Annotated in this window: 32 protein-coding genes; 15 read left to right on the top strand and 17 right to left on the bottom strand. The window is 53.3% G+C overall.

Features of this window, described 5'->3' with window-relative positions; all coding sequences use genetic code 11:
- Positions 1 to 48 precede the first annotated feature (48 nt).
- The 5 genes from FH039_RS09105 (at position 49) to FH039_RS09085 (ending at position 4,656) form a co-directional block, all read left to right on the top strand.
- Entirely contained in the window at positions 49 to 1,104 is a 1,056-nt protein-coding gene (locus FH039_RS09105) for a M20/M25/M40 family metallo-hydrolase (protein WP_139681794.1), read from the top strand.
- 66 nt (positions 1,105 to 1,170) lie between these two features.
- On the top strand, positions 1,171 to 2,235 hold the full coding sequence (locus tag FH039_RS09100; RefSeq protein ID WP_139681056.1) for an AAA family ATPase: 1,065 nt from the start codon (positions 1,171 to 1,173) through the stop codon (positions 2,233 to 2,235).
- A 79-nt stretch (positions 2,236 to 2,314) separates the two neighbouring features.
- Positions 2,315 to 3,631: an ATP-binding protein gene (locus FH039_RS09095; protein ID WP_139681793.1), complete on the top strand. Its 1,317-nt coding sequence runs from the start codon at positions 2,315 to 2,317 to the stop codon at positions 3,629 to 3,631.
- A 44-nt stretch (positions 3,632 to 3,675) separates the two neighbouring features.
- Complete coding sequence (locus FH039_RS09090; RefSeq protein ID WP_139681055.1) at positions 3,676 to 4,116, top strand: hypothetical protein; 441 nt, start codon at positions 3,676 to 3,678, stop codon at positions 4,114 to 4,116.
- A 189-nt stretch (positions 4,117 to 4,305) separates the two neighbouring features.
- Positions 4,306 to 4,656, top strand: coding sequence for a hypothetical protein (locus FH039_RS09085; RefSeq protein ID WP_139681054.1), 351 nt, complete (start codon positions 4,306 to 4,308; stop codon positions 4,654 to 4,656).
- Here FH039_RS09085 and FH039_RS09080 read toward each other — a convergent pair.
- From FH039_RS09080 to FH039_RS09070, 3 genes are read right to left on the bottom strand one after another with little or no spacing between them, the layout of a single operon-like run.
- Positions 4,637 to 5,719, bottom strand: a complete 1,083-nt coding sequence (locus FH039_RS09080; protein ID WP_240703206.1) for an AAA family ATPase — start codon at positions 5,717 to 5,719, stop codon at positions 4,637 to 4,639. The genes FH039_RS09085 and FH039_RS09080 overlap by 20 nt on opposite strands.
- 53 nt (positions 5,720 to 5,772) lie before the next feature.
- Positions 5,773 to 8,538 (bottom strand): DEAD/DEAH box helicase, encoded by a 2,766-nt coding sequence (locus FH039_RS09075; protein ID WP_139681053.1) that lies wholly within the window; start codon positions 8,536 to 8,538, stop codon positions 5,773 to 5,775.
- Positions 8,539 to 8,567: 29 nt separating this feature from the next.
- The gene (locus tag FH039_RS09070; protein WP_139681791.1) at positions 8,568 to 9,704 is read right to left on the bottom strand and encodes an iron-containing alcohol dehydrogenase; all 1,137 of its coding nucleotides are present in this window, start codon (positions 9,702 to 9,704) and stop codon (positions 8,568 to 8,570) included.
- A gap of 119 nt (positions 9,705 to 9,823) precedes the next feature.
- Here FH039_RS09070 and FH039_RS09065 point away from each other — a divergent pair, with 119 nt between their 5' ends.
- Genes FH039_RS09065 through FH039_RS09060 form a run of 3 tightly spaced genes read left to right on the top strand, consistent with a single transcriptional unit; the run spans position 9,824 to position 10,717 of the window.
- On the top strand, positions 9,824 to 10,099 hold the full coding sequence (locus FH039_RS09065; protein ID WP_139681052.1) for a hypothetical protein: 276 nt from the start codon (positions 9,824 to 9,826) through the stop codon (positions 10,097 to 10,099).
- A gap of 46 nt (positions 10,100 to 10,145) precedes the next feature.
- On the top strand, positions 10,146 to 10,310 hold the full coding sequence (locus tag FH039_RS12185) for a hypothetical protein (protein WP_168188396.1): 165 nt from the start codon (positions 10,146 to 10,148) through the stop codon (positions 10,308 to 10,310).
- Complete coding sequence (locus tag FH039_RS09060; RefSeq protein WP_139681051.1) at positions 10,301 to 10,717, top strand: type II toxin-antitoxin system VapC family toxin; 417 nt, start codon at positions 10,301 to 10,303, stop codon at positions 10,715 to 10,717. The genes FH039_RS12185 and FH039_RS09060 overlap by 10 nt, the downstream gene beginning before the upstream one ends.
- Here FH039_RS09060 and mtnA read toward each other — a convergent pair.
- Positions 10,701 to 11,774, bottom strand: a complete 1,074-nt coding sequence (gene mtnA / locus FH039_RS09055; protein ID WP_139681050.1) for an S-methyl-5-thioribose-1-phosphate isomerase — start codon at positions 11,772 to 11,774, stop codon at positions 10,701 to 10,703. The genes FH039_RS09060 and mtnA overlap by 17 nt on opposite strands.
- Before the next feature lie 56 nt (positions 11,775 to 11,830).
- Between mtnA and FH039_RS09050 the strand changes: the two genes are divergently transcribed.
- Entirely contained in the window at positions 11,831 to 12,373 is a 543-nt protein-coding gene (locus tag FH039_RS09050; RefSeq protein ID WP_139681790.1) for an NTPase, read from the top strand.
- Here FH039_RS09050 and FH039_RS09045 read toward each other — a convergent pair.
- From FH039_RS09045 to albA, 3 genes are all read right to left on the bottom strand, one after another.
- A complete protein-coding gene (locus tag FH039_RS09045; protein WP_139681049.1) occupies positions 12,363 to 12,896 on the bottom strand; it encodes a CBS domain-containing protein in 534 nt (177 codons plus the stop codon). The two genes, FH039_RS09050 and FH039_RS09045, sit on opposite strands and share 11 nt — an antisense overlap.
- 50 nt (positions 12,897 to 12,946) lie before the next feature.
- On the bottom strand, positions 12,947 to 13,612 hold the full coding sequence (locus tag FH039_RS09040) for an ArsR/SmtB family transcription factor (RefSeq protein ID WP_139681048.1): 666 nt from the start codon (positions 13,610 to 13,612) through the stop codon (positions 12,947 to 12,949).
- Positions 13,613 to 13,721: 109 nt separating this feature from the next.
- A complete protein-coding gene (gene albA, locus FH039_RS09035) occupies positions 13,722 to 13,997 on the bottom strand; it encodes a DNA-binding protein Alba (RefSeq protein WP_014011661.1) in 276 nt (91 codons plus the stop codon).
- A gap of 192 nt (positions 13,998 to 14,189) precedes the next feature.
- Between albA and purB the strand changes: the two genes are divergently transcribed.
- Together purB and FH039_RS09025 are read left to right on the top strand one after the other, a co-directional pair.
- A complete protein-coding gene (gene purB, locus FH039_RS09030; protein WP_139681789.1) occupies positions 14,190 to 15,545 on the top strand; it encodes an adenylosuccinate lyase in 1,356 nt (451 codons plus the stop codon).
- Positions 15,546 to 16,546: 1,001 nt separating this feature from the next.
- Positions 16,547 to 16,753, top strand: a complete 207-nt coding sequence (locus tag FH039_RS09025) for a hypothetical protein (RefSeq protein WP_139681047.1) — start codon at positions 16,547 to 16,549, stop codon at positions 16,751 to 16,753.
- Positions 16,754 to 17,326: 573 nt separating this feature from the next.
- On the opposite strand, the gene FH039_RS09020 is transcribed toward FH039_RS09025, so the two are convergent.
- Positions 17,327 to 17,680: a DUF134 domain-containing protein gene (locus tag FH039_RS09020; RefSeq protein ID WP_139681046.1), complete on the bottom strand. Its 354-nt coding sequence runs from the start codon at positions 17,678 to 17,680 to the stop codon at positions 17,327 to 17,329.
- A gap of 93 nt (positions 17,681 to 17,773) precedes the next feature.
- Here FH039_RS09020 and FH039_RS09015 point away from each other — a divergent pair, with 93 nt between their 5' ends.
- Positions 17,774 to 18,232 carry a 6-pyruvoyl trahydropterin synthase family protein gene (locus FH039_RS09015; RefSeq protein ID WP_139681788.1) on the top strand — a complete coding sequence of 153 codons (459 nt, stop codon included), beginning with the start codon at positions 17,774 to 17,776 and terminating at the stop codon, positions 18,230 to 18,232.
- A 95-nt stretch (positions 18,233 to 18,327) separates the two neighbouring features.
- Positions 18,328 to 18,759, top strand: coding sequence for a chromate resistance protein ChrB domain-containing protein (locus tag FH039_RS09010; RefSeq protein WP_139681045.1), 432 nt, complete (start codon positions 18,328 to 18,330; stop codon positions 18,757 to 18,759).
- Here the strand turns inward: FH039_RS09010 and FH039_RS09005 are convergent.
- Positions 18,756 to 19,328 (bottom strand): hypothetical protein, encoded by a 573-nt coding sequence (locus tag FH039_RS09005; RefSeq protein ID WP_139681787.1) that lies wholly within the window; start codon positions 19,326 to 19,328, stop codon positions 18,756 to 18,758. The genes FH039_RS09010 and FH039_RS09005 overlap by 4 nt on opposite strands.
- Positions 19,329 to 19,384: 56 nt before the next feature.
- Here FH039_RS09005 and FH039_RS09000 point away from each other — a divergent pair, with 56 nt between their 5' ends.
- Positions 19,385 to 19,807 (top strand): PPC domain-containing DNA-binding protein, encoded by a 423-nt coding sequence (locus tag FH039_RS09000; protein ID WP_139681044.1) that lies wholly within the window; start codon positions 19,385 to 19,387, stop codon positions 19,805 to 19,807.
- On the opposite strand, the gene FH039_RS08995 is transcribed toward FH039_RS09000, so the two are convergent.
- From FH039_RS08995 to FH039_RS08965, 7 genes are all read right to left on the bottom strand, one after another.
- Positions 19,804 to 20,382 (bottom strand): DUF998 domain-containing protein, encoded by a 579-nt coding sequence (locus FH039_RS08995; RefSeq protein WP_139681043.1) that lies wholly within the window; start codon positions 20,380 to 20,382, stop codon positions 19,804 to 19,806. The two genes, FH039_RS09000 and FH039_RS08995, sit on opposite strands and share 4 nt — an antisense overlap.
- A 5-nt stretch (positions 20,383 to 20,387) precedes the next feature.
- Positions 20,388 to 20,687, bottom strand: coding sequence for a nuclear hormone receptor family protein (locus FH039_RS08990; protein WP_240703310.1), 300 nt, complete (start codon positions 20,685 to 20,687; stop codon positions 20,388 to 20,390).
- A 63-nt stretch (positions 20,688 to 20,750) separates the two neighbouring features.
- Positions 20,751 to 21,767: a hypothetical protein gene (locus FH039_RS08985; RefSeq protein ID WP_139681041.1), complete on the bottom strand. Its 1,017-nt coding sequence runs from the start codon at positions 21,765 to 21,767 to the stop codon at positions 20,751 to 20,753.
- Between the two features lie 16 nt (positions 21,768 to 21,783).
- Complete coding sequence (locus tag FH039_RS08980) at positions 21,784 to 21,972, bottom strand: hypothetical protein (RefSeq protein ID WP_139681040.1); 189 nt, start codon at positions 21,970 to 21,972, stop codon at positions 21,784 to 21,786.
- Between the two features lie 133 nt (positions 21,973 to 22,105).
- A complete protein-coding gene (locus FH039_RS08975; RefSeq protein ID WP_139681039.1) occupies positions 22,106 to 22,570 on the bottom strand; it encodes a NifB/NifX family molybdenum-iron cluster-binding protein in 465 nt (154 codons plus the stop codon).
- Positions 22,571 to 22,625: 55 nt separating this feature from the next.
- Positions 22,626 to 22,847, bottom strand: coding sequence for a hypothetical protein (locus FH039_RS08970; RefSeq protein ID WP_139681038.1), 222 nt, complete (start codon positions 22,845 to 22,847; stop codon positions 22,626 to 22,628).
- A 56-nt stretch (positions 22,848 to 22,903) separates the two neighbouring features.
- Positions 22,904 to 23,521 (bottom strand): NifB/NifX family molybdenum-iron cluster-binding protein, encoded by a 618-nt coding sequence (locus FH039_RS08965; RefSeq protein WP_139681037.1) that lies wholly within the window; start codon positions 23,519 to 23,521, stop codon positions 22,904 to 22,906.
- Between the two features lie 505 nt (positions 23,522 to 24,026).
- Between FH039_RS08965 and FH039_RS08960 the strand changes: the two genes are divergently transcribed.
- Positions 24,027 to 25,505 carry a sodium/proline symporter gene (locus FH039_RS08960; RefSeq protein ID WP_139681036.1) on the top strand — a complete coding sequence of 493 codons (1,479 nt, stop codon included), beginning with the start codon at positions 24,027 to 24,029 and terminating at the stop codon, positions 25,503 to 25,505.
- Between the two features lie 34 nt (positions 25,506 to 25,539).
- On the opposite strand, the gene tsaA is transcribed toward FH039_RS08960, so the two are convergent.
- Positions 25,540 to 26,028, bottom strand: coding sequence for a tRNA (N6-threonylcarbamoyladenosine(37)-N6)-methyltransferase TrmO (gene tsaA, locus FH039_RS08955; protein ID WP_139681035.1), 489 nt, complete (start codon positions 26,026 to 26,028; stop codon positions 25,540 to 25,542).
- Positions 26,029 to 26,054 lie beyond the last annotated feature (26 nt).

The following is a 26,054-nucleotide window of genomic DNA, read 5'->3' as shown; positions in this document are numbered from 1 at the left end:
CAGGGGATGTTTATAAACTCAACCGCGAACTTGAATTAGGTGACCCAAATGAAAACCGAGCGCGCGAAGGAGATACTCCTTCAGCTTTTGAGAATACCCTCCCCCTCCGGAGAGGAAGACAGGATAATGCTCCATATCATGGAGTTCCTCCACAAGCTCGACTACGACGTCCACATCGAGAGCGACGGGCAGATAATAGACCTCGTCGTGAACCCTGAGGCCGAGCTCTTCTACGAGGTTCACATCGACACGATACCGATCCGCGCGGAGCCATTCGTGAGGGGCAACATCGTCTACGGAACTGGCTCGAGCGACATAAAGGGCGGTGCCGCTGCGATACTACTCATGCTTGAGAACCTCCGCAAGGAAGGAAAGGACCTCAACGTCGGCATCGTCTTCGTCAGCGATGAGGAGCACGGCGGGAGAGGAAGCGCGCTCTTTATGGAGCGCTACAAGCCAAAGATGGCCGTTGTCCTCGAGCCGACCGACTTGGAGGTTCACATCGCCCACGCCGGCAACATAGAAGCGTATTTCGAGGTGGACGGCAAAGAAGCCCACGGCGCCTGTCCGGAGAGCGGTGTCAACGCCATAGAGGAAACTTACAAGATGTTGGAGGAGATGAAGAAGCTGGAACCCTTTAAGGCCAAGGGCAAGTATTTCGACCCTCACATCGGCATCCAGGAGCTCGTCTGCGAGAACCCAGTCTACCTCATCCCGGCCCTCTGCAGGGGAAGATTGGAGGCTCGCCTCCTCCCTGACCAGGAAGTCGAGGACATTCTCGACCTGCTCGACCCGATATTCGACGAGTACACCCTGAAGTACGAGTACACCGAGATATGGGACGGCTACGAGCTCGAACCGGACGAGGAGATCGTCCAGCTGGCGAAAAAGGCGATGGAGGTTACCGAGATAGACGAGTTCGGCGGAATGCGGAGCTGGACGGATGCCATAAACTTCATGTACAACGGAACCAGAACCATAGTCTTTGGCCCGGGCAACCTCGACATATCGCACACCAAGAACGAGCACATCGACGTCAGGGACGTTGTCACTGCCAGCGAGTTCTTGAAGGCTTTGAACGAGATTTACGGGAAGGCCGAGTGAGCATTTCTTTTTTCCTTTTGACCCAACCTTTTTAAGCAGGACCCCCCACCAGTTACTGGTGAGGGTATGCTGTTCAACCCTAAACCCAAGATGAGAAGGGAGGAGCTATATGACCGCGAGGAGGAGCTTTCTCTGATTGAAAACTCGATAGAGAAGGGTCTGCCACTCGTTGTACTCCTTGGGATCAGGCGTCTCGGCAAGAGCTCCCTTCTGAACGTTGCACTGAACGAGCTCTCTTACAGGAGCGTTAAGATCGATGCGAGAAAGGTGTACTCCGAGTTCGGAAGCGCTCCAAAGGAGGCCATCGGAAAGCTCATACTTGAGGGTTACCTCAAGGGCTCCACGAAGGAACGTGCCAAAGAAGCATTGAAATCCCTCAAGGGGGTTCGCATTGGGGGTCTGGGGATAGAACTGAGCGTTGATAGGAGTGTGAGTCTCCACGAGGTCCTTGAACGCATAGACACCATCGGGGAGCGCTTCATAATAGCCATCGACGAGGCCCAGTACCTGAGGTTCTCGAACTCAAGGTACGCGGAGCTAATAGCCTGGGCGATGGACGAACTTCAAAACGTGAGCTTCATCTTGACTGGCTCGGAGATAGGTCTGCTGGAGGATTTTTTGGGCCTTCATGACCCAGAATCAGCCCTCTTCGGGAGGGCCCACAGGGAGATAAGACTGAAAAGGTTTGAGAGGAGGCAGAGCAGAGATTTCCTCAGGCAAGGTTTTGAGGAAATAGGGCTGAACGTCCCGGAAGATGAAATCGAGGAAGCTGTTGGCGAACTCGACGGAATAGTTGGCTGGCTGACCCTCTACGGCTACAATCGCTACCTTGGGATGTCCCACAGGGAAGCCCTGAACAGGCTCAAAGAGGACGCGAGAAGACTAATCCTCGCAGAATTCTCGGCCCTAAAAAAGCTCTCCCACCGCTACGAGCTGGCAATGAGGGCCGTGGCAAACGGAAAACACCGCTGGAAGGAGATAAAGGAGACCGTAGAGCTCCTTGAGGGAAAGAGAATAGACGATAAGAACTTCTCCAACGTCCTCAACAGCCTCGTCCGCTACGGCTATCTGGAAAAGACGGTTGAGGGCTACTTTATCCCTGACCCACTGGTGGAGCACGCCTTTAGGTAGGGGGTCACCAGTAACTGGTGGGGAGTTAAGTCGAAACGTATTTATATATAATCGTGCTTAGAAAAAAATGGTGAAGGCTGTGCAGTTCATAGATCGCGAGAGAGAAATGAAAGTTCTCGAAAGGGAGTGGGAGAACAGGCCGTCTTTCGTGGTTCTCTACGGCAGGCGAAGGGTTGGAAAGACAAGGCTTCTGAGGGAGTTTTCCAGAGGCAGGAAGACGTTCTTCTTCACGTTTCCCGAGGCCATCAAAGAGGTCCAGATGAGGGAGTTCAAGCGTGCGATTGCCTCATTCCTTGGAGACGAGCTAATCTTGAAAGTCGAGACGGATAACTGGCTCGACTTGCTCAACTACCTCGCCGGGAGTGTTGATGGCTGCTTAATAGTCCTCGACGAGTTCACCTACGCCATAAAGTCCGACCGAAAGATCCTCAGCGACCTTCAGAGGGTATGGGATGGGGTTCTGAGCGAGAAGAACGTCATGCTCGTGATATCTGGCTCTCTGCTTGGCATGATGTGGGACGATGTTCTAAGCCACGCGTCGCCCCTCTACGGGAGGAGGACGAGGAGCATTCACCTCAAGCCACTGAACTACCTCAATGCCCTGAAGTTCTTTGACGATAAGACCTACGGTATAAAAGCTTACATGCTCGTCGGGGGGATTCCACCCTATCTGAGGCTCGCCTCGCGTTATTCCTCAGTTGAAGAGTTCATTGGGGAGGAGTTCCTGAGCGACTACGGCCTCTTCTACGACGAGCCATACGTTATCCTCGGCGAGGAGCTGAGGGAGCTGAAGACCTACTTCTCAATCCTCAGGGCAATCGCCGAAGGAAACAGAAGGCTCGAGCGGATTGCCAACTACCTCGGCCTTCCCGCAAGGAGCGTTTACCCCTATCTCGAAACGCTGATGAGGCTCGGGTTCGTTGAGAAAGAAACCCCAATCCTCGGGAGCAGGAAGGTGAGCCTTTACAAAATAAGCGACCCGGTTCTACTGAGCTGGTTCCTTCTGGTTTATCCCCAGATGGTCGATATTGCCTCGGGAACTGCCAAGCTCGACGACCTCTACAGGGTCTTTTCGGTTCGCTTCGAGGACCTGGCAAGGGAGTTTCTCCTCCTCAAAAGGCCGATTGAGTTCGAGACCCTCGGCAGATGGTGGTTCAGGGGAGAGGAGATCGACATCGTGGTCCTGAATGGGAACACCGCAACGCTGATTGAGGTCAAATGGAAGGAGTTGAGCGAGAGGGACGCGAGGGGGGTTTTAAGGGAACTGGAGAGTAAAGCAAAGCTTGTCCGCTTTGATGGAAGTTTCCAGTTTGGCATTATTGCGCGGGTGATTGAGAACAAGGATGGGCTGAGGGAGGAAGGATACTTGGCTTGGGATTTAGAGGACTTCTTCTGAAGGATTTCGAAAACCTTTTCTTTTCCATCGCCGTAGTTGGGTGGGTGGTGAGGTTGTCGCTTTTGCCTTTGTTCGGGATGTTCATCTTTGGGGGGAAGAAGGAGAAGAAGAAAAAAGACGCTAAAATGGTAAAAGAAGATTTCCCAAAGATCGCACCAGAATATTCGAGCGAATATTCCACAACAGGATATCCAAAGAAAGGGTACCTCCTGCTCCTTGCGCGTATGGATCCGGAAGGAAACTTTGAAAAGATAAAGAAACTAATGGATGCTAAATACGACGATCAAATCAACAAGCATAAAATACATTCAATCAGTAAAAAATACTCTGACTACATCATAATGAAGGAAGATGCACGGCTGAAGGGGTATTCGCTCATTCACGGATTGCTCGCGCTCATAGTAGCAAACCACGAGAGCACGTATCACCCTTCTGTCGGCCATGCCATCGGGGATGCGATGGATAGCCTATTCTTGAAAATATGAGTTACGATCGCCTAAAAGAAAACCCTGACATGATAGCACAGTTCGTGATAAGCCACAAAGGAAATACCCGTTGCCGATGAGGAAAAGCTAAAGCAAGCGATCAAGAGGGGATTACCTTAAGATAATAGATAAAATGTGGCCCGAACCAAACCATCCAAACCTGAGAGTAATAGGAAGGCTCTTCACGAGGTGGATGATCCTGTAGGCATCCTCAAGAGAAACGGCATCGAGGTAGAGCCAGAACTTGAAGAGTTCAGGCAGTTCCTGGCGGAGATAAGCGGGAAGAAGATAGAACAGGCAAAATCGGTCCATCCTTCCTTAGGGAACTCTGGAATTCCGCCCGAGGTCCTCGCCGTGGCAAAGGCCCTCGAATTCTCGGACTTCTCAAAGGGCGCGATGGAGAAGGCCGAGGAAGAGCTTATTAAGCTCATAGACCGCTTTCTCAAGGAGAAAGACGCTCAGGCTCTCTTCCACGCGGTCAAGCTTCTCAGGCTCGTCCAGAAGGGGAACGTGGAGGGGATTAAAAGGTTCGGAGGCTGAACCTGAGAACGGCTTTCCTGAGCGGCCTTTCGGGAATTACATAACGGCCCCTTCTTGGGCGGAGAAGCAAACCCGCATCCACGAGGTTTCTTAGTATGTTCTTTATTCTCACCTCCGAGAGCCCGAGAACTGCCTTCACCTCGGTTATTATCTCCTCCGTGCTCGTTCCGGAGGAAGGTCCCTTGGCAACCCTCTTGAGCGCGACGATGTAGCCCGGGGAATGGTATATCCGGATAAAGTTTCTCAGGTCCTCGCTCCAAAGCCTGACCGCGTAGTTCATGGTCTCCTCAAGGGCCCGGGAATGGGACAGGCCCTTTGTCCTCAGTTTTCCGTAGTACGCGAGAAATCCAGGAACCCCCGAGAGTTCGGTGGTGGCTTCTCTCAGCTCCTCCGGTTCAGCGCTGGGCAGGCCCCGCCTTAGGTACTCAAAACCTTCCTCGGCGTTCCAGCGTTCTATGTTGATTCTCTCCACATACCTGGCAAAGAAAGGCTTCTCCCCGCTTGGGTTTATCATCCTTTCAAGGAGGCCTGGCATTGAACCAGTGAGAACAACGGAGATGTTCTCGAATGAGTCTGAGATCGTCTGGAGCAATCCGAGCATGTTTAGGGGTGTGAATCGTGGAAGAACCTGGGCTTCATCAAAAACGATTATGGTTTTTGTTCCCTTTTTGTTTAGAAACCTTAAGAGGCCCAAAAACGCGTTCTGGAACTCCACGATGCTCCCCGGGCGGACGTCCATTTTAACGATACCCAAGTTCAATAAAGCCGAATACTCAAGTTTTCTCTGGGGAATCCTGAGTTTGACTGGTGTCAGCTCTGTATAGCTTATTGCTCCCCGCCCCATCCCAAAAGCAAGGTCGTAGTACAGATAGTAAAATCTCGAACCGTACTTGTTCAGGAAAACGTTTATGACGCTGGTCTTTCCCACCCGTCTGGGCCCGAGAACCGCCACAAACTCCCCGTTCTGGATAGCTTCCCAAAGCATCTCAATGGCTTTCTTATGTGCCTCGCCAAACAGCTCCCCCTCTTTTCTCACGGGCCGTGTGCTGAACAACGTAAACACCCATATACAAGTATTGGGGCGATACTTAAATAACTTTCTGTATTGGTAACTCGTTAGTCGTCTCCGTCTTTCTTCTTCTTGTCCACCCAAAACCTTCTCGTCCTTATGAACTGCCTCTCCCTCTCCATGAGGGCGACGAGGAGGGCGTCTCCTTTGTACTGGGCTAAAATCCTCGCCGCCGTGTCGGGGCCGGTCCCGTAGCTGGCCAACGCCAAGACCGCCTCGAAGCCATAGCTGTCCACGAGATCTGCCGCCTTTAAAAGCTTCCTGTAGGTTCTCTCTTCCCTCCTCTCCAGCGGCCTCCCGTGGCGGACTTTCTCCAGAATGGGAAGAAACTCTTCCACATCTATCGGGTGGGCCACAGCTAACATCTTCGAGCCGCAGCGCGGACACTGTCTCAGCTTTACGTTTTGGAGCCTTACGACCTTCGTCTTCGAGTGCCAGCCGCAGTTGGTGCAGACCAAAACGACCTCGTGGTCGAGCAATCTCTCCCTGAACAGCTCCAGTATCTCGTCCCTTTCCAGGACGCCGGAGAGCAGGAACTCACCGCCGACGGTCATGTTCAGCCGGGCGAGCGTTGAAGGCTCTTTCCTTAAGGATGTCTTCACCCTCATCGTGCCCCGTTTGAGCATCTCCAGGACGAGCTCGCCCTTCTTCACGTCCACCTTGTCGTGGTATAGCTCGTTGAGGGTCTCCCGCTCAATGACCGTCCCCTCGAAGAGCCTCTCTATTCTCCTTATCTTCGCGTCCCTCCTCAGAGCGCCGAACCGCTTCGCCACGTTCAGCATTCTCCAGCGGTAGGCGTGCGAATCCCTCATGGCGCGGGAGACTATGAACTCCAGGCTCTCCGGTTCCTGGTAGAGGTAGCCCTTCACCTCCTCCGGGTTCAGCTGGAAGGGCGTCTTGAAGACTATCGCGTGGGCCTGGCTCCTCACTGAGAAGACCCTTCCGTAGCGCAGAATCAGGAGTGAGTGAACCAGCCTTCCCAGAGCCTCATTAGCTCTGTTTCCAAAATCGGCATGTATGACGAGCGCTTTCGGCGTGCTCTCGATGACGATATCGCGGTCGGTTGAGAATGGCTCGCTCCTGATTTCCTCGAAGGCCCTCCTCAGTTCCTCCTCGCTGAACTCAACCCCCTCCAAAAGCTCCTTCGCCTTCTCGAAGTCGAAACTTAGCTCCCTCTTCAGCCTGCCGACGTCGAGGGCAACGCTGAAGGGAACGGGAATCATTTCGCCTTCCCAGCTCGGTATGGCGCTCTCCAGGCTCTTGCTCTCGCGGACCTTCAAAAGTCTCGCCTCGTCGTCTATCTTGAGTACTATCCAGCTCCGTCCGTTCATCACGAAGTCCATGCCCTCCTCCAGGTCCATCACGAATCTCTCGTCGAGCCTGCCTATGACATGCCCGCTACCCGCGTCGAAGACCCTCCACGAGACCTCGTCTGGAATCGTCGAGAGGTTCTCGTAGTAGTACTGGAAGGCCCCTCTCCTCAGGTAGAGCAGGCCGCTCTCCTCGTCGTGGCCAATCAGCCGGGCGTCCTCCAAAACGCGGAGAACATCGAGGTAATCGTTCCAGCTCAACTCCCGGTAAACGTAGGCCCGCCTCGCTATCTCGTAGGGCCTCTCGCGCGGGAGTTTCTTGTACTCTATGAGCAGGCCGACGATGAAGTGGGCCAAAACGTCCAGGCCTCCGATCGGCTCAACCGCCTCAAAGCGGCCTTCAAGGGCGTGCTTCGCTATGACGAGGCTCTGAAGGTAGTCCTCGACGTTGGAGGTTATGACGTAACCCTCGCTGACCTCGCCTATGCGGTGCTTGGCTCGACCAACGCGCTGGACGAGCCTGTTTACTTGCCTTGGGCTCATGTACTGGATCACAACGTCAACGTCGCCTATGTCTATGCCCAGCTCCATCGAGGAGGTGCATATCAGGGCCCTGATTTTCCCTTCCTTGAGGGCCTTTTCCGCCGCTATTCGGGCCTCTTTGGAAAGTGAGCCGTGGTGGACTTCAACCGGTTTTCCCCATGCTTTCAGTCGATGGGCAAGGATTTCGGCGAACTGCCTTGTGTTGGTGAATATCAGCGCCTTTCCATGCCTCTCGACTATACTCCAGAGGAGCCTCAGCCTCGCCGCTATCTCAGGGGAAAGGCTCAGCTCCCTGGCCAACTCCAAGTCTTCCCTGCCAGGCTTCGGATAGAGGACGTGGAAGCGATATCGCTTTTTCCAGCTCGGCTTTACGATGAGGTCCGCGCCCAGCCACTCCCTCACCTCCTCCTCGTTGCCCACCGTTGCCGTCATGCCTATCCTCCTGAAGTCCGCGATCTCCGCCAAACGTTCAAGGCCGAGGAGGAGCTGCGTACCGCGCTTGTTATCGACCAGCTCGGCTATCTCATCGACGATGACGAACTTAACGTTCTCGAGGTGCTTCCTGAGGGACTTGACGGTTAGGATCACGCCGAGGGTTTCGGGAGTTATGATGAGCATCTGAGGCGGATTCTTCGTCTGTTTGGCCTTCCTGTAGGCCGAGGTATCGCCGTGCCTGACCTCGACCGTTATTCCCAGCTTTCTCCCCCACCATTCAAGTCTCTCAAGCAAGTCCCTGTTAAGTGCCTTGAGCGGCGCGATGTAGAGTGCAGAGATTGGTTTGAGTCCCTCCTCAAGGATTTCGTTGAAGACTGGAAGAACAGCTGCCTCGGTTTTGCCGGAACCGGTGGGGGCGATGATTAGAACGCTCTTTCCCGAGCTAACCTCCTTAAACGCGTCCTGCTGGAGTCTATTGAGCCTCCCGAAGCGCTCCCTGATGGCCTTCTTAAGGAGGAGGTGCATGGTGGAAAAAGGTATGGGAAGTTTATAAATCACTCCCCGTAGAGGGCCTTCAAATAGAGCTCCCTTATCTCCTCAGGTTTTGGCTCGACGGGGTTGAATGCCACAAGCCCGTCGCGGTAGGCCTTCTCGGCCATCTCCTCGACCCTCTCGGTGAAAGTCTCCTCATCGACCAGTTCGCTCAGCTTCGGAACGCCGAGCATCTCGTTGAGCTCCCTCACCACCTCGACCAGGTCCTTCGCGGTCTGGAAGCCAAGCTCCCTCGCTATCTCAGCGTAGCGCCTCCTCGCATAGTCGCTTTTGCTCGCGTTGAACTCCATCACATGGGGGAGGAATATCGCGTTGAGCAGGCCGTGAGGGCCAATCCATGCCGCTTTGTGGCTCATCGCGTGGCAGAGGCCGAGGCGTGCGTTAAGGAAAGCTATTCCAGCCATCGTCGCCGCGTAGTGAACCCTCTCCCGAGCATCCTCATCACCTCTAACCGACAGCGGAAGCCACCGGTAAACGGTCTTTATGGCCTTAATCGCCATGGCGTCGCTGAAGGGATTTGCTGCCTTTGTCGTGTACGCTTCTATCCCGTGGACGAGGACGTCGAGGCCGGAATTCCTTGCGACTTCAGCGGGCATCGTCCTCGGTAACCTGGGGTCGAGTATAGCCACGTCGGGCGCTATCTCTGGGGTGACTATGTTGTACTTTACTCCACCCTTCTTCAGCACGCTCGCTCCAGAAACCTCGCTTCCGGCTCCGCTCGTCGAGGGTATCGCTATTAACCTCGTCCTCAGCTTGGGAACGGGCTTAGGCTTTGAAAACCGGTCCATGAAGGCTATCTCCTCGAAGTTCAGCTCCGGGGCATCGTAGAAGACCTTAAGGGCTTTCGTCGTGTCGATGACACTGCCTCCTCCCATGGCCACGAGCAGGTCCGGCCCGAACTCCCGCACCTTTGGCAGGAACTCCTCTATAACCTCGACACTAGGTTCCGCCGGAAGGCCGGCTATCGAGAAGACCTCCGCTCCGGCATCCTTCACGTAGTCCTCAGCCTCCTTCAGGAAGCCGTGCCTCTTCATCGAGCGTGAGGAAAGTATGAGAACGCGCTCGTGGCCTCTGGTCTCATCCGATAGCCTTGCGAGGGAGCCCTCACCTTCAATAATCCTCGTCTTCAGCCAGAACATCTTCACCACCGGTTGGAATTGGGTGTGTGGACTTTTAACGTTCTCGGCCGATTTAACTTGAGGTTCGAAACCTTTCGGTAAAGAAATCCTTTAATTCTCGCCGTTTTAGCTTATACCCGATGCTCGTGAGGGGTAAGATCCTCGGCGAGGAGGTTACCGCGCCCTTTGAGATTTTAAAGACCAGAAACGGGGTCTCTCTCAGGGTTGAACTTCCGGGTGAACCTTTTGAATACTCGACGGACTGCTCCTGCCTGGAGCCCCTTGAGCTTCTCGGCCTCCTCCTGCCTGCCATAGAGGAGGAAATCGGGGAGATAAAGGGCGTTTTTGTTGAGGAGGTGGTTGAGGAAAAGAGCTCTCTATTAGAACGGCTTGGGAGGTTACTTCCCGGAAGGTGAGGAAAACGTTTTATTGGTTGATAACCAAGCATTAAGTGGTGATGCCATGCCCCTTTCGGCGAGGCGCGTTCAGCTCATGATAACCTATCCCCACCTGAGGAGGTTCCTGAAAAAGGCCCCTCCCATCGATGAAGTCAGGGATATTTTGAAATCCATTAAGGGCGAGCTTAGCGATGACATCCTCCGGGAGAGGGATGAAGAGTGGAGGTAGCGTTTTTTGACACAAGTGCCTTGGTGAAGCATTACCATATCGAACGCGGTAGTTCCATCGTTAACGAGCTCATGGAAAATTACGTTGTTGCTATTTCTGAGCTGGCCATACTCGAGATGACGTCGGCGCTAAACAGGCGGTTTCTCAGTGGGGAACTCACGAAACGAAAGCTTGAATGGGTCCTTGAAAGGTTCTACTCCGACCTTGAAAACTACGTAGTCGTTACAATCTCAAGCGAGACCATAAGCCTTGCGACGTCCTTTGTCCTTAAGCATGGACTTAAAACACTTGATTCTCTCCAGCTGGCTTCCGCGCTGAAGATTAAAGACGAAGTTTCAGTTTTTGTCACATTCGATGAAAAATTGAAAAACGCCGCGGAAAAAGAGGGTTTTACGGTTCTTCCTTGAACAGCCTCTTCAAATTCCTCTCAAACGGCGGATAAACAATGCCCCTGTCGGTTATTATGCCCGTCAGGTACTTGTGTGGCGTGACATCAAAGGCCGGGTTGTAGACGTCCACGTCAGGAGCTATTTTACAGCCGCCGCAGGTGAGGACCTCCTCCGGCTTCCTTTCCTCGATGGGTATCTCCTTCCCGCTCCTCAGGCTCATGTCAATCGTTGACAGCGGCGCGACGGTGAAGAACGGTATTCCATGCTCCTTCGCGAGAACCGCGAGGGTATAAGTACCTATCTTGTTGGCGAAGTCACCGTTGGCCACTATCCTGTCGGCACCGACTATTATCGCGTCAACTTTTCCCTGCTGCATGACAAAGCCCGCCATGTTGTCCGCTATTAACTTCAGCGGGATGCCGTCGTAGTGGTACTCCCACGCTGAAAGCCTCGCGCCCTGAAGAACCGGTCTCGTCTCGTCCACCCAGAGGAGCTTGAGGTTCCCATCGCGGTGCATGACCCTCAGGACTGCCCCAACTGTTCCGAGCTGAACGGTGGCTAAGCTGCCAGCGTTGCAGTGTGTTAGAACGTTCCCCTCCGGGAGAGCCTCGGCACCGTAGTGGCCCATCCTGAGGTTGGCCTCGACGTCCTCGTCCGCTATCCTCTGTGCCTCGGCGACAATCATGCGCTTAATCTCGTCGAGCGGACTCTCAAGGTTCTCCTCTACCAGCTTCTTAATCCTGTTGAGCGCCCAGAAGAGGTTCACGGCGGTTGGCCGGGTGTTCTTCAGCCTGTCGTATGCACTGTAAAAGCCGTCCATGAACTCGTCCTTGGTTTTAGCCTTCGCCGTGTCCGCGTAGAGGGCCAGGCCAAAAGCAGCAGCTGCACCTATCGCCGGGGCACCGCGAACCTTCATCGTGATTATCGCTTCGGCGACTTCATCAACGGTTCTCAGCTCAATCGTCTTGAACTCCCCCGGGAGAAGGGTCTGGTCGATCATGATGACTTTTCCTTTTTCGTATTCCACGCTCCTCGGGAGCCTCGTTAGTTCCTCCGGTCTGTACCTTATCTCCATTTACCACCACCCCAAAGGGTTTAAGGGAGGAGCTTAAATCTCCTTCGGTGATTGGAATGACGCTGAGGATATTCGTTACCGGTCCGGCGGGAGTCGGAAAGACAACGCTGGTGGAGAGGGTTGCTAGGGAGGCCGACCGCTGGGGCTACCTCGTCGGCGGAATGATAACGAGGGAAGTGCGGAGGGGAGGAAGGCGCGTGGGATTCAGGATTACGGCCCTCGACACCGGCGAAGAAGGAACTCTGGCCAGCCTTAGGGGGACCTCGCACCTCCCGGGCGTTCCTTTCGGGAAGTACGTCGTCCACGTTGACGAAATAAACCGCGTCGGCGTTTCGGCGATAAAACGCGCCCTGGTTGAGGCCGACCTGATAGTCATAGACGAAATCGGTCCGATGGAGTACAAGAGCGACGAGTTCATCCGCGTTGTTGGCGAGGTTTTGAAATCTGAGAAGCCTCTCCTGGCCGTCGTCCACAGAAAGATGGCCGATAAGTTCCGCCCCCTTGGAAAGCTCTACACGCTGAGCGTCGAGAACAGAAACAGAGCCTTCGCTGAGGTAATGGACGAAGTTATGAAAGAACTGAAGGGGGTCAGAGATTGAGGCTGTCCTTGCAGCTCTCGCATATCCACTTCTCGCCGCCCTCGATGTAGACCTTGTAGAGCGGGCCGTACTGACCGCAGAGCTCGCAGATGCCGTAGACCTCGGTCTCCTCGCTGGTCTCCTCTTCACTCTCACTGTTGTACGTGTTGAGCGCAGCGAGAAGGTCTGCCGCGGTGACGAAGCCTATCGGCCTTCCGAGCCGGGTAACGAGGAGCCTTCTGATGCCCTTGTCCATCATCTTGTCGATCGCGTCCTGGACCTCGTAGTCGTCCTCGATGGTTATCGGGTTCTCCGTCATGACTTCCTTGACCTTGACCGTCTTGGGGTCCCTTCCCTTCGCGACGACCTTGTCGAGTATATCGCGGTCGGTTATTATTCCAACGATCTCGTCGTCTTTAACCACGACGGCACTCCCTACCTTGTTCTTCGAGAGAATCTTGGCGACCCTGTGGACGGTGTCGTCCGGCTTGACGATGACTGCCTTCCTTTTAACCACTTGTCCCACGGCTATCCTAGGTGCCATCTTATCACCTCGCCAACGGGGGTTGGAGAAGAAACTTAAAAACCTTTTCTTCAACTCCTGCGCTTCATAATGTACGAAATCAGGAGAAACGTTAAGATGAACACAGCAATGGCCAAGCCCACCTGGACGGCCGTTGCATGGGCTTCAAGGCCGGAACGGGGCACCGTGGAGTGAATCGCATGGAGCACGGATTCGGTACTCGTGTTCGTTGCCGATGGAACGGCGGCCCTTTCGGATGCCATCATCATCGAGACGTTGTCCGCCGCAGACTTCGTGATTGACTCGGTTGTGCCGCTGGAATTCACTGGGGCGAGTACGTTCCGCGCCGCGGCGTATACACCGGCCGCTACCAGCCCGGCGAGGCCCAGGCTTATAACGTGCAGCTTCTCAAAGCTCATGACAGCTTTCTTCCTCACCTTTGCAATGTTCCGGCGAGGTACGAGAAGTATGGGCCTGTTGGAGGCGCGGTAGAGCTTGACCTCCTGGAGTCTCTTCCCGTACTTTTTCCCCGCCACCTCGATGAGGCCGACCTTGAGCATTTTGTCTATGTGGTATGAGACCGTGGAGATGGGGAGGTTCAGCTCGCGGGATATCTCGCTTATTGACAGCGCCCGATCTTCCACAAGATGCAGGATGGCTATCGCTTTGTCGTTCATCAGAATCTGAGCGAGCTCCTTGGCCCTTTCGTCGTGTATGTCTATCGTCTCATAGTCCAAACGGCGCCACCTGGGGAGAATACGGTGAGGACGTATTAAAGCTTTTCACAGCTTCAAGCCAGTTTGAAGCGTCAGAAGAGCTCCGAAGGAAAAGGAAAGGGGGTCAAATTCACGGCTTCTCCATAACGATCTCGATGGTCGAGGTGTTGGCGGTCCTGCCGTCGGCGGTCGGGAGCTCCTCGGTGCCGATCCTGATCTCCTTGACCCTGACCTCTGGGAGGAACCTGTTCCTGACGATCTCGGCGACATCGACGGCCCTGCTGATGGCCCTACCGCGAGCCTTGACGCTGACCTCCTTGGCGCCCTCGTTGAACTGGGTTATCACAGCGAGGACGTAGTTCATAACCGGCTTCTTTCCAATGTAGACGACGTGCTCCTCAGCCATTTCTGGCACCTCCGGAAGTTTTGTCGTTAGGCTATCGTTGGGTTCCGGTTAAATACTTTTCGGTCGTTTAATAGCGTTATTGAACACTCCTGTGGCTCCGATGAGCGAATCAAATGACCAACCATGTTCCTGCAAATTTATGTTAAGCGAAAGGTTTTAAGGTCCGGAAATTGCCATATGGTTGGTGATAATATGGCCGTTCATCCGATTGATTACCGCTACGGGAGCGAGGAAATGAGGCGCATCTGGGACGAGGAGAACAAGCTTCAAAAGCTTCTCGACGTCGAGGCGGCTCTGGCAAGGGCCCATGCAAAGGTCGGAAACATGCCCGAGGAGAGCGCACGGGTTATCTCCGAAAGGGCTAACACGAAGTGGGTGAAGCTCGACCGCGTCAAGGAGATAGAGGCCGAGATACACCACGATATAATGGCCGTTGTTAAAGCATTGAGCGAGGTCTGCGGGGAGCATGGAAAGTACGTCCACCTGGGGGCGACCTCCAACGATATAATAGACACGGCCAACGCCCTCCTCATAAAAGAAAGCCTCGCCATAGTGGAGAACGACCTCAAAGAGCTGCGCTCGATCCTCAAGAACCTCGCTGGGGAACACAAGTACACCGTCTGCATAGGCAGGACTCACGGCCAGCACGCGGTGCCGACCACCTACGGCATGAAGTTCGCGATATGGCTCGACGAGATACAGAGGCACATAGACAGGATAGAAGAGATAAAGGAAAGGGTTTTGGTCGGCCAGATCAGCGGCGCCGTTGGGACGATGGCAAGCTTTGTGGATAAGGGCCTTGAGATACAGCGTCTAGTTATGAAAGACCTTGGTCTAAAGCCAGCCAGGATAAGCAACCAGATAATCCAGCGCGACGTCTATGCGGAACTCATGATGGTTCTCGCTCTCATCGCCTCGACCCTTGATAAGATTGCCCTGGAGATAAGGAACCTTCAGAGGACGGAGATACTTGAGATCAGCGAGCCCTTTGGGAGGAAACAGGTTGGCTCTTCAACAATGCCCCACAAAAGAAATCCCATAAGGAGCGAAAAGGTGAGCGGTCTGGCGAGGGTTCTCTATTCAAATGTGGTTCCCGCGTTGCTGAACAACCCCCTCTGGCACGAGAGAGACCTCACGAACTCCTCCGTTGAGCGCGTCATCCTTCCGGAGAGCTTCCTCCTGCTTGACGAGATGCTCAAGAGCATGAAGAAGGTCCTTTCCGGGCTGGAGTTCTTCCCAGAGAATATTGAGAGGAACCTCTATATGACCAACAACCTCATCATGGCCGAGCCGCTGATGCTGAAGTTAACTGAGAAGGGCATGGGAAGGCAGGAGGCACATGAACTCGTTAGAGGGCTTGCCATGAAAGCGTTCGAGGAGAACAGAGATCTAATCGAGGTTGTCAGGGAAAACAAAGACGTGAGAAGGTTCCTAGATGAGGACGATCTCGACAGTCTGAAGCCGGAGAACTACATAGGGATGGCCCCACAGATAGTCGATAATGTAATCGCGTGGATAGAGGCGAAAGAACGAAAAGAAGTGCTGTGAGGCTTTGATTCCTTGCTTTTTATTCTCTTCATCGTCTTTGTTGCCCGTCATCATCGTCGAATTTATCTCTCAAATTTTTGGGCTAATTATTACGTTTAATTATAGTAATTTTTATGTTCTTTATTTGGTTGATATTTGCACCTAAACTATATTGTGCGTTTAATTCTTATTTGTTCAACCTAAAAATTACTTGTTAAAATATTAAAAAATTTGGATTTTTAACTTTTTCTTAGCGTAATTTCCACAATAGTCTTAGATAGGGCAAGATGTGCGACTGACATATACCGACGATTGACTTTGTCCCCACCAGTGGACTCAGAGACAGTAGCAGTAGCATTCACGACTGGATTGACACTACCTTTAATTGTAACCAATTTTTGGTCTGTAGAAGCCCGACCTTGTCAATAAAATTTCTCCAATTCGAAGAGGGTGTCTATAGTTGTGCCCTCAATATTCTGTTGAGGTAATAATTTGGTTGCGGCTATATATGCTTAGCTTGTGTTGTTGTTCAATTATGCTCCATACATCATTATAATCTTATTTGTAGTTCATGCCAGCTGTAGCTCTGTCTCCGGTGAATCAGGTGCAAATTAAGAGTTCTTGACGTCTCCGGCACTACCTCCGTGGGGGTCACTTCAATCCGCCGTGGAATTAGTGGATGGCGCTGGCGGCAGTTAGCTGAAACATAAACTCATAAAACTTTGAGCATGTAATGGGCCCCCGTGCAGTTTGTCCCTCGGCACTCGGTTTCTGCTCATTTTGATGTTCTTATATGTTCACAAGTTTTGGATATAAGGCACATTATAGGAAAATTAAATAAAGTAGTAATACTAACAAGGGCGTGACAGTGAGGGGGCGGGTAGCTATGCCCGTGTCTGTACCGGTGTGCCGGCTCGTGGGCTTGAGATTTTGGATTGTGGGGATACCCATATAAAGACCCTCATGAATACGGCCTCGTTGGGAATACTTCACCGCTTTTGTATCCCGGAGGTGTCCAACGAATGAAAGATGCCAAAACTCTCAAGTACTCCGGCTATGGATACAAGTGCCTAGGACCGCTGGCTGAGGAGATAATCCTCGCGAAGCTTGAGCGTGCCTCTTCCCCGCGTGATTCGGTCGGCCCGTTCTTCAGAGAGAACTACAGAACAAGCACATTGAATTTGTCATACCGGTTAAAGCTCTCACCAGTATGGAGAAGCATGTCCTGAAGGAGGCGGGATATCCCGAGAGGCTTGTGCGGGGAGATGGGAATGCGGGGCTAGCTAAGGCCTTCGTTATCGATGTGCGGGCAATTGAGGGCACTTCCCCTGGGCTAGCGGAGGCAATACTATCCGCGTATCGGCGGATGTGATCTGAGCAGGGCCACGTAGTTTGACTGTACCGTGCGGGAGCCTGCTCCCGTATATTTTTAACAAACGCTGCATGAACGGGTCCGAACCCGTTTGGGCTGTATGAATGTGTTCATCTTTTGAGATTTTACTTTTTTAGGGAGTAGATTTTTTGAGGTTGCTAATTTTTAAAATTGTAATATTATAATTTTTGAAAATTTTGGGATTTTTATTTTGTGTTATCTTAATTTCAACAATTTTTTATAGTGTATCTACTAAAACATAAAAACAAGTACTTCCAACAACTTTTTTAAAAAGTAAGAATTCACCCAAAAATTTGAGAGATGAACTCCGCACAAAAATTAGGCAACCCTAAAAAAGAATAAACGGCCAAGAAACCCCGTCGGACAAAAACAGGCTATAACACCATCCGGTGGTTAGAAAAGAGGACAGTCATTCCTTTTCAATGAGGTTTTTTGGAACCTCATTTCCCTGAGGCAGGATTACGAGTTCCCGTCCCTCCACCAGCATCTGGGCGACTTTTTTCCTGGCCGAGCTGAGTGCTCTCCACACGGTGCCGCGGGAAACTCCCATCCTCTTTCCGGCTTCCTCCTGTGTCAGCCCCTCGTGATCCACCAGCCTGAGAGCTTCGAATTCCTCGTAGGTCATGAAAATCGGAGGCTTTGGCTGGCCCATCGGAGGCAACGCGGGATAGAAATGCCTAACCTCCGGAACGAATCCTATCATCCTCAGCTTCCTTCTCCTTCCCCTTCCGCGGCCCCAGCCGGGTCCCATTCCCATCGGCATGGCTATCAAAGACCTTTGAGCCTTGGGGTTTATAGGCTTTCCCCCCAGTAATGGTTATAACTCCCTTCCCCTAACTTCCGGGTGGTGAGAGACATGGGATTTCACGTGACCGAGAGGAAGATAGGATGGCACAAGGACTTCGACAGCTCGCATTTCCTTGCCTTGCCCTACGAGAGCAAGTGCCTCAGGATACACGGACACACTTACAATGTGGACGTCGAGATATGGGGTGACCTTAATGAGAACGGCATGATATTCGACTTCAACCACCTCAGCAGGCTTATCAAGCTCCTCGACCACAGGATCCTGGTGAGCGAGAGCTGGATTGTGGAGAGAAAAGAGGACTTTGTTGTCATTGAAAAGAATGGAAAACGCCTAGAACTGCCTCGGGATGAGGCAGTAATCCTCGACAAACCGAACGTCACCGCAGAGTACATAGCGGAGTGGTTCGCGGAGAGGATAGCGGAGAAGGCCGGGGACAACGTAAAGAAAATCCGTGTGAAAATCTGGGAAGACCCGCGTAGCTACGCGGAGGTAACCCTCGAGAGATGACCTTTAGCCCCTTTTTGTGTTTGTCTTATTTTCGAAACATGGTGGAAAGGAAACCCGTAAATAGAAAGACGTCGACTTTTCTCCGAGGCGATTTTATGAAGTGGGTGACCCGTGAACACGTCCACGTTGACCGTGTGGCGTGCCCCTGGCTTATAAAGCGTTTCATAGACCCGGATGCGGAGTTTATCTTCGTGCCCCGCGACACCGACCCTGCGACCATCACCGAGGGAATACCCTTTGATTTTAAAGGGGTTGAGCTCGGCCATCACGACGGGAAATGCTCCTTCGATGCTTTCGTTGAGAAGTACAACATAACCGACCCGGCCATTCTGAAGATTGCAGAGATAGTTCGGGAGGCCGACACCCACGTCGAGAACCCCCAGCCCCTGGCGGTGGCCCTCGATATACTCGCGAGGGGGTATAGGATGATATGCAAGGATGACCACGAGACCCTCGAGAAGGAGTTCTACCTATACGACGCCATGTACGCCTACTTTAAGAAGCAAATTGAGGAGGGAAAGGCTTAACAGCCCTTCTCCCTTTTTTCGGGGAGCCCCTCATCAATTCCGCAGTTCTTGTAGACCTTTGCAAGCATTTCCCCTGCCTTCTTCTTGAGTTCGCCGAAATACTCCTCTCCGAAGGTTTCTTCCGCCTCGACCGTTAGCAGGTAGGCCGTTTTCATGTATGCTGGACCCAGCTCGCAGTCGGAGCTCTCCGCAATCTTCCCCGCTATATCCACGAGGTAGCCGACGAACGAATGGAGGAGCTGCCTGTAATCGTTCTCGAAGCCGTTTTCGTTGAGCCAGCCTTTAAGGGTCAGGAAGACCTTAAACGCCGGCACCTCAACCTTTTCGTCTCCGTAGCGGCGGTACCTGATGAGGAGATACTGGAATATTGAGATGAGAAACTTTCCAACGTCGGCCTTTGTTCCGCCGTTTTCCTCAACGAACTCCTCGAATTCCCTTAAGCCGTTTTTCCCGCTCTCGAGGAAGGCCATCAGCACCGTCGCGTAGGGTGTTGAGTACTGGGAGAAGTCAACTTCACCGAATTCCGGAATCTCCGGGAAGACGTGCATTATTGCCTTTTTGGTCTCCATTCCTTTCACCCAAACCGTTAAATCCCGGGAGGCTTATTAGCTTTGAGGTGAGTACCGTGAGGTTCTCGAGGGGCAGGAACTTCCTGTTCAGGGTTCCCGAGGGGGAGGAGCTCCTGAAGTTCATAAACGAATTCGCAAGGAGAAACAACGTCCTGATCGGGACTGTCAGTGCCATCGGGAGTCTGAAGAACCCGAAAATAGGCTACTTCGATGAGGATGCTGGTGAGTACAAGGTCATTGAGCTGACCGGCACCTATGAGCTGGTCTCCCTCGCGGGTAACATAAGCGTTAAGGACGGGGAGCCTTTCGCCCACATCCACGTTGCCCTGGGCGACTCCGACGGCATGCTCTACGGCGGGCACCTCATTGAGGGTGAGGTCTTCGTGGCGGAGGTCTTCATGCAGGAGCTCCTTGGAGAGCTGCTTGAAAGGAAGCCTCAGGAGAACGGACTGGCGCTGTGGGATGAGGCGAGCCTCTAAGCCTTTCCTAACCTTTTTGGCCGGACTACGCCCCACAGCAGCGCGTAATGCCATGTCATCATGGCGAAGATTCCAACGAACTCGGCAATCGCAACGCCATTGAAGGTCTTAAATGCCCACCTCGCGAGGAGAACTTCTGCGGTGAAGAGCAGGCCTGTGAAGGCTCCAAATTTCTTCAGACCTTCGAGCCACAGACCCACTCCGGCTATCAGGTATCCGAGGCTCCCGGCCAGGAAGAAGCCCCAGCTGACGTGGTAGTGTGGCCAAGTTCCCTCCGGAAAGACCGCTATTCCAGCCAGAAAGGCCAGTCCAAGAATGAAAACGCCGATTCCAAGGTTGAAGACGGGATTTTTAAACTCCTCGAAGAGGCCACTCGCATAATAGATGGCGAGAGCCGCGGATACGAACAGCGGAACGTTCATTACCCAGTTGTACGGAAGACCGACCTTTCCCAGGTCGCTTATCGCGTTGTCCGTGAGTCTCCACCAGGAGCGGTTAATCAGGATTGCCACACCTATCCCGCCGAGGGCAATTGGAGGAGAAAGAATGCCAGCCCACAGCTGGCTCCTTTTCATTAGCTTCACCCTTCGTAGAAGATCCTGTAGTGCTGGACGTACTTCTCCTTCTCCAGCAGAAAGTCGTCGTCCTCGGGGTAATACTTCGCTATCTCGGGGTTCTCACCGGCGAACCTCTTGATCGACTCCATTGAATCCCATATCGTGACGAGGAGGAAGTGGGCAACATCGCCTTCGTCTTTCCTCGTGAAGTAGAGCTTTAGAAGGCCCTTAACGGAGCCGTAGTCCGGAACCGCCCTTTCGACGAGGAACTTTTCGTACTCGTCCGCCTTTTCGATCGGTACCCTTCCATGCCAGAGCCTCATAACGGCCACTGAAATCACCCCAGCATTATTCTTGGGGGCATCGTATAAAAACCTCCCGTGCCTTTACGGGGTAAGCGCCCATCTGGCGGCCTTCCCAAGACTCACGACCGCGATAACGCTACCAAGGGCCCAGAGGGTCATGATGGTAGCAGCGCCGAGCTGGGGCACTACGAACGTCTTGATCGATGTAAATATGACCGCGAACAGGGTGAAAATCCCGGCCAATGTTGTCAGCCTCCTAAGCTCGAGCCGGCATCCTATCGGAGCTGCATACTCTTCCCTCTGCGACTTTTTGAGGGCGCGGTACAGCAGGGAAAACGTGGCCGCATAAATCAACCAGATCGGAACCTGGGCGGAGACCTCAGGGAGGGCTTCCCTTCTCAGCAGGGAGCCAAAGATGATATAGTATGCTACGAGGGCGATGAACAGAGTTTTTAGCTCCTTCGATGCTGGAAGGAGTCTCCTCATATCCTGGCTCCTGCCTTTAAAACGCTCCAGCCACAGGTAGGTTAGTATGATCAGGAACGCCGAGGAGGAGAACGTGGATAGGAACGAATGGAGCGGGGTAGGAGCGTTTGAAGATTCGACGATGCCGAGGAGTGCAGCAGTGATGTACGGATGTCTGAGCACGATATCCGGGAGAATCTTCCTTCCCGAAGTCAGGAGCTCCGCGACTCCAACCGGGATTATGAACGACATGAACGGGTGCCAGAAGAGCACCACGACGAGAACCTCGAAGATTCCGACGCCACCTATCTTGAGAAAGGGGCCCCACTCCGGGTTCCACACCACTTTGGTTATGTACGCCTCGTAGAGGCCAAAGAGTATCCCTGCCAAGTATAGGGTCTCGAACCTGGGCTTTCCAAAGCGGTAGACGACTCCCGCGAGAACCAGTGTGTGGAGGCCGTAGAGCGGGAGGAGGGAGATTATTCCCCATGGCGTGAAGTATGGGTAGAGGTACGAAGCCACCGTCACCTCGGCGAAGAATACGGAGAGCGAGGCAAGGAGAAACCAAAAGAAGTACCTCTGCATTCCCTGCCCGCCCGTTATCTGTCTCATGTGGATGTTTATCGGGCGCATGGTCTGCGAACTACACTTACAGGTAGTTTTTCAGAATGAAAACTGCAAACCCCAGAGCGAGTATTCCAAGGATGATGACTATCACGGTTTCAAGGGTTGAATACTTCCTGAGTTCCTTGCTCTCGTGCAGGAACCTCTCCTCTCTTTCACGGGCGAGGGCGTCTGACCTCTTGAGGGTAACTTGGTCGGGAAAAGGACCGCGCATGGGATCACCGTTGGTTTTTCCACGGTGAAGTATTTTAAGGTTTCGGTCTCTCCTGAGTCAGAATCAACCAGAATTTACCCTTCGACGAGTCCATTGAATGCTGAAAGCGTGTAGAGGAGAAAAGAATAGTGGCTCACCAGCCACCCCTTCCTCCACCGCGGCCGCCGCCCATTCCACGGCCCATACCTCTGCCTCTTCCCATGCCGCGTCCCATACCTCTTCCCATTCCTCCGCCGGCTCCTCCTTCGGGGCCGAAAACGGCCTGGGTGAGCTCGCCCCTCAGGAAGGCTTCGACCGCTTCCCTAACCCTCATCGTAGCCGGGGCCGAGACCATCCTTATGCCTGCGGCCTGGAGTACTCCGGAGGAGTTTGGTCCGAACTGACCGGCTATAACAACCTTTGCTCCCTGGTCTATGCAGAACTGCGCCGCGGTAACTCCGGCTCCCCTCGGCTGGCTGTAGCCGGGGTTCTGGACGACCTGAACGTTGGTTATTTCCCCGTTTTCGACGTCAACTATCGTAAAGGTTGGCGTCCTCCCAAAAGCCTGGTTTACCCTGTCATCGAGACCGCCGGTTACTGTTGAGACTATGATCCTCATTCACATCACCTCCGGAGGAATTAGGAAAACCGAACTTAAAAAAGTTTGCATACGCTCAAAATGGTCTCCCCCACCCCCAGAAACGAGGCCTCAGGAACGACCTGAGGATCAGGAGTGCCACGAGACCCAGAGCGTATGGGAACGCCACAACGAATAGCTTGAAAAGGAAATACAGTATCCCCACTAGGAATAGCAGGTCGATTAGGCCGTACATGCCGCCGAAGGGATAAAATCCGTACCCTGGCCTGCCGTATCCCCTTCCCATTCCCCTAGGCATTCTCCTTCCTCCGATACGTTCTCAAAGCTCATGTCCGTAAGGTAAAAAGAAAGGGCTCACCACCAGCCGTAGAGCCAGCGAAGGGTTCTCCTGCTGGGCTGGCCGGTCCATGGGCAGTAGCCGAGTCTGGCTCCCCAGCCTCTTCCTCCCCTGCCCCATCCACGGCCGAAGCCTCTTCCTCTTCCCCAGCCGCCACCGCGACCCCAGCCTCTGCCCGGGCCAAAGCCGTAGCCGTAAGCTGGATAGGCCGGGTATGTGGGCGTCGCCGGGTACGGGCCATATGCGGGAGCCGGCGTTGTCGGGGCTGTTGGAGCCGGCGGCACTGGTGCCGTGAACTGGCCAACGCTTCCGCTGACGACGGCCTTTATGGCCTCCTCAACTGGAGTCCCAGGTGCGACCTGGTAGAGCTTTATTCCTGCGGCCTGTATGGCCCCAAGGGCGTTGGGACCGACCTGCGGGGCTATCACCGCTTCGACGCCCTCGTTGATGAGGGTCTGGACGGCCATTGGTCCGGCTCCGCCACCTGCCATGGCGGCACCGTTCTGGATGACCTTGCTGTTGGTGACGTTGCCGTTTTCGTCAACGTCCGCTATGAGGAACGCAGGTGCTCTGGCAAATACAGGGGCAACTGTGTCCTCGAGTCCCCCTCCGTTGGTGGGTACCGCGATTCTCATCTCAACCACCTCACTTTCGTTCTATTATTTTGTGCATATGCACAGCATTTAAAGTTTTCGGTTACCCTAATCGCAATTTGTTCCTACTGTTAAAAATCCGATATCATAACTGAGACAAACGGACTTTGGCATGCAGGGTTTTGTTTTTGTCGGAATTATTCTGAATTTCTCTTACCTTGTTAATGGAATTCGGACTTTTCAGTGGGTTAGATAAGGCTAATCGAATACCTACTGCGATTGTTCCTTCAAAACTACTGCGATTAGGCTTTATTTTTCTCCCATATAATTGGCAGTAGTGCCCTTTAATGAACCATAATGCTTATATAGGTTCATTGTACATATTAAATGTCCGTCCCTTGACATTATTTGCATATTTGGTGGAGTTATATGCTGGAGGTGGTATGATGTACGGATGGACTAAGTTCGTACTGCTGGTTCTGCCGGTGCTTATAGTGCTGGCTTCCGTGGTGATATACTACATAACCGCCCCCAAGGGGGTGAGAGCATGACCACTGGTTACGAAATGCTCAAAGAACCTGCGGCGTTTATAGCGTTCCTGTTTACCCTGCTGTTGCCAATATTCGTTGGATTCTATGCGATGCGGAGGACAAGAACCGAGGAGGACTTCTTCGTAGGCGGTAGGGCAATGGACAAAATTACCGTTGCCCTCTCTGCCGTATCCTCCGGAAGGTCGAGCTGGCTCGTTCTGGCCGTCAGCGGAATGGCCTACAAGATGGGAACCGCCGCGGTGTGGGCGGTGGTAGGGTACATAACGGCTGAGATGCTCCAGTTCGTTTACATGGGTATCCGCATGAGGAGATTCTCCGAGAAGTTCAACGTGATAACGGTACCGGACTTCTACGAGGCGCGCTTCAGGGACACGGCGAAAATAGTCCGCCTGGTGGTCTCGATAATCATAGTCATCTTCCTCACCTCGTACGTCGGAGCCCAGTTCAATGCAGGCGCTAAAACCCTCAGCGCTTCCCTTGGAATCAGTATCTTCTGGGGATTGATGATATCGGTGTTCATGATTGTCATCTACATGGTACTTGGCGGATTCGTTGCCGTAGCCTACAACGATGTCATCAGAGCGGTGATAATGATAATCGGTCTCACCGTTCTTCCCGTTGTGGCGGTGGCCCACGTCGGTGGTGTTGGGATGATTCTTGACACGCTCCATGCCCTCGACCCAAAGCTCGTTGATCCCTGGGCTTTCGGTGCCGGAGTTGTCATAGGCTTCCTTGGGATCGGTCTTGGCTCACCGGGCCAGCCCCACATACTCGTCCGTTATATGTCTATCGATGACCCTGATAGGCTTAGGCAGTCCACGGTCATCGGTACATTCTGGAACGTTGTCATGGCGTGGGGTGCTGTCTTCATAGGTCTCGCCGGAAGAGCTATGTACCCTGATGTTGCCGCGCTTCCCAACGAGAGCGCCGAGATGATATATCCGCTCCTCAGCGCCCAGTTCTTCAACCCGGTCATATACGGGATCCTCATGGGCGGAATCTTTGCGGCCATACTCTCAACGGCCGACTCCCAGCTCCTCGTTGTCTCTTCGACCATCGTCAAGGACTTCTACCAGGAGATTATCAGAAAAGGCGAACCTCTGGCCGAGGAAGTGGCCCTGAGGATAAGTAGGATAACCGTTTTTGTCATAGGAATCCTCGCAGCGATTATGGCGTACTTTGCGAAGGAGATTATATTCTGGTTCGTGCTCTTCGCATGGGGGGGTCTGGGAGCTTCAATCGGCCCGACACTGATACTCTCGCTCTACTGGAAAAGGACAACCAAGTGGGGCGTTGTTGCAGGGATGGTCGTGGGGACCCTAACCACCATTATCTGGAAGCTCTACCTCAAGGCAAGCACCGGCATCTACGAGCTCGTCCCGGCCTTTGCCTTCGCCCTGCTGGCGACGATAGTTGTAAGCCTCCTTACTAAGCCGCCGGAGGATGTTGAGGAGATAATGAAGGCTATGAAATGATAGCTCTTCCTTATTTCTTCTGGGCTTTTCTGAGTTATTTCCCTGCAAACCTGCCGTCGTCTCTGGCCTCTGGGAGCTTGTGAACGTTTCGCTCCAGCCAGCCTGTTCTCTCAACGTCCCTGATGTCGAACTCCGGCACGTACGGCTTTATGTCAAGCAGCGGTGTTCCGTCAACGATGTCAACGTCTTCGATGTGGAGCACGTTGCCCTCAACGCCTATGAGTCTCACTATCGAGATGCCTATCGGGTTCGGCCTGCTGGGGGCGCGGGTGGCGAAAACTCCGTGTTCCTCTTCATCCATATAGGGCCTAACGAGAAGTCTCCCCGGCTTTGCGAGGTGGAAGTGGTAGATCAGGATGATGTGCGAGAACCCTTCGATGTCCTTCAGTCCTGGCAAGTATTCCGGGAAAACCTCAACGGTTCCTCTGACTCCTCTGGCGGCTGAAGGCTGTATTGGAACGCCCTTCGGCTCCTTGAACGGGCTGTGGATGATTCCAATAACGTGGTATGTTACTTCCTTCACTTTCTCTCCCCAACTTGTTTGGCAGG

The sequence above is a fragment of the Thermococcus indicus genome, from assembly GCF_006274605.1.
GTDB classification, from domain to species: domain Archaea; phylum Methanobacteriota_B; class Thermococci; order Thermococcales; family Thermococcaceae; genus Thermococcus; species Thermococcus indicus.
Note: the sequence above shows the minus strand (reverse complement) of the source record. Positions and strands in the feature narration are given on the sequence as shown.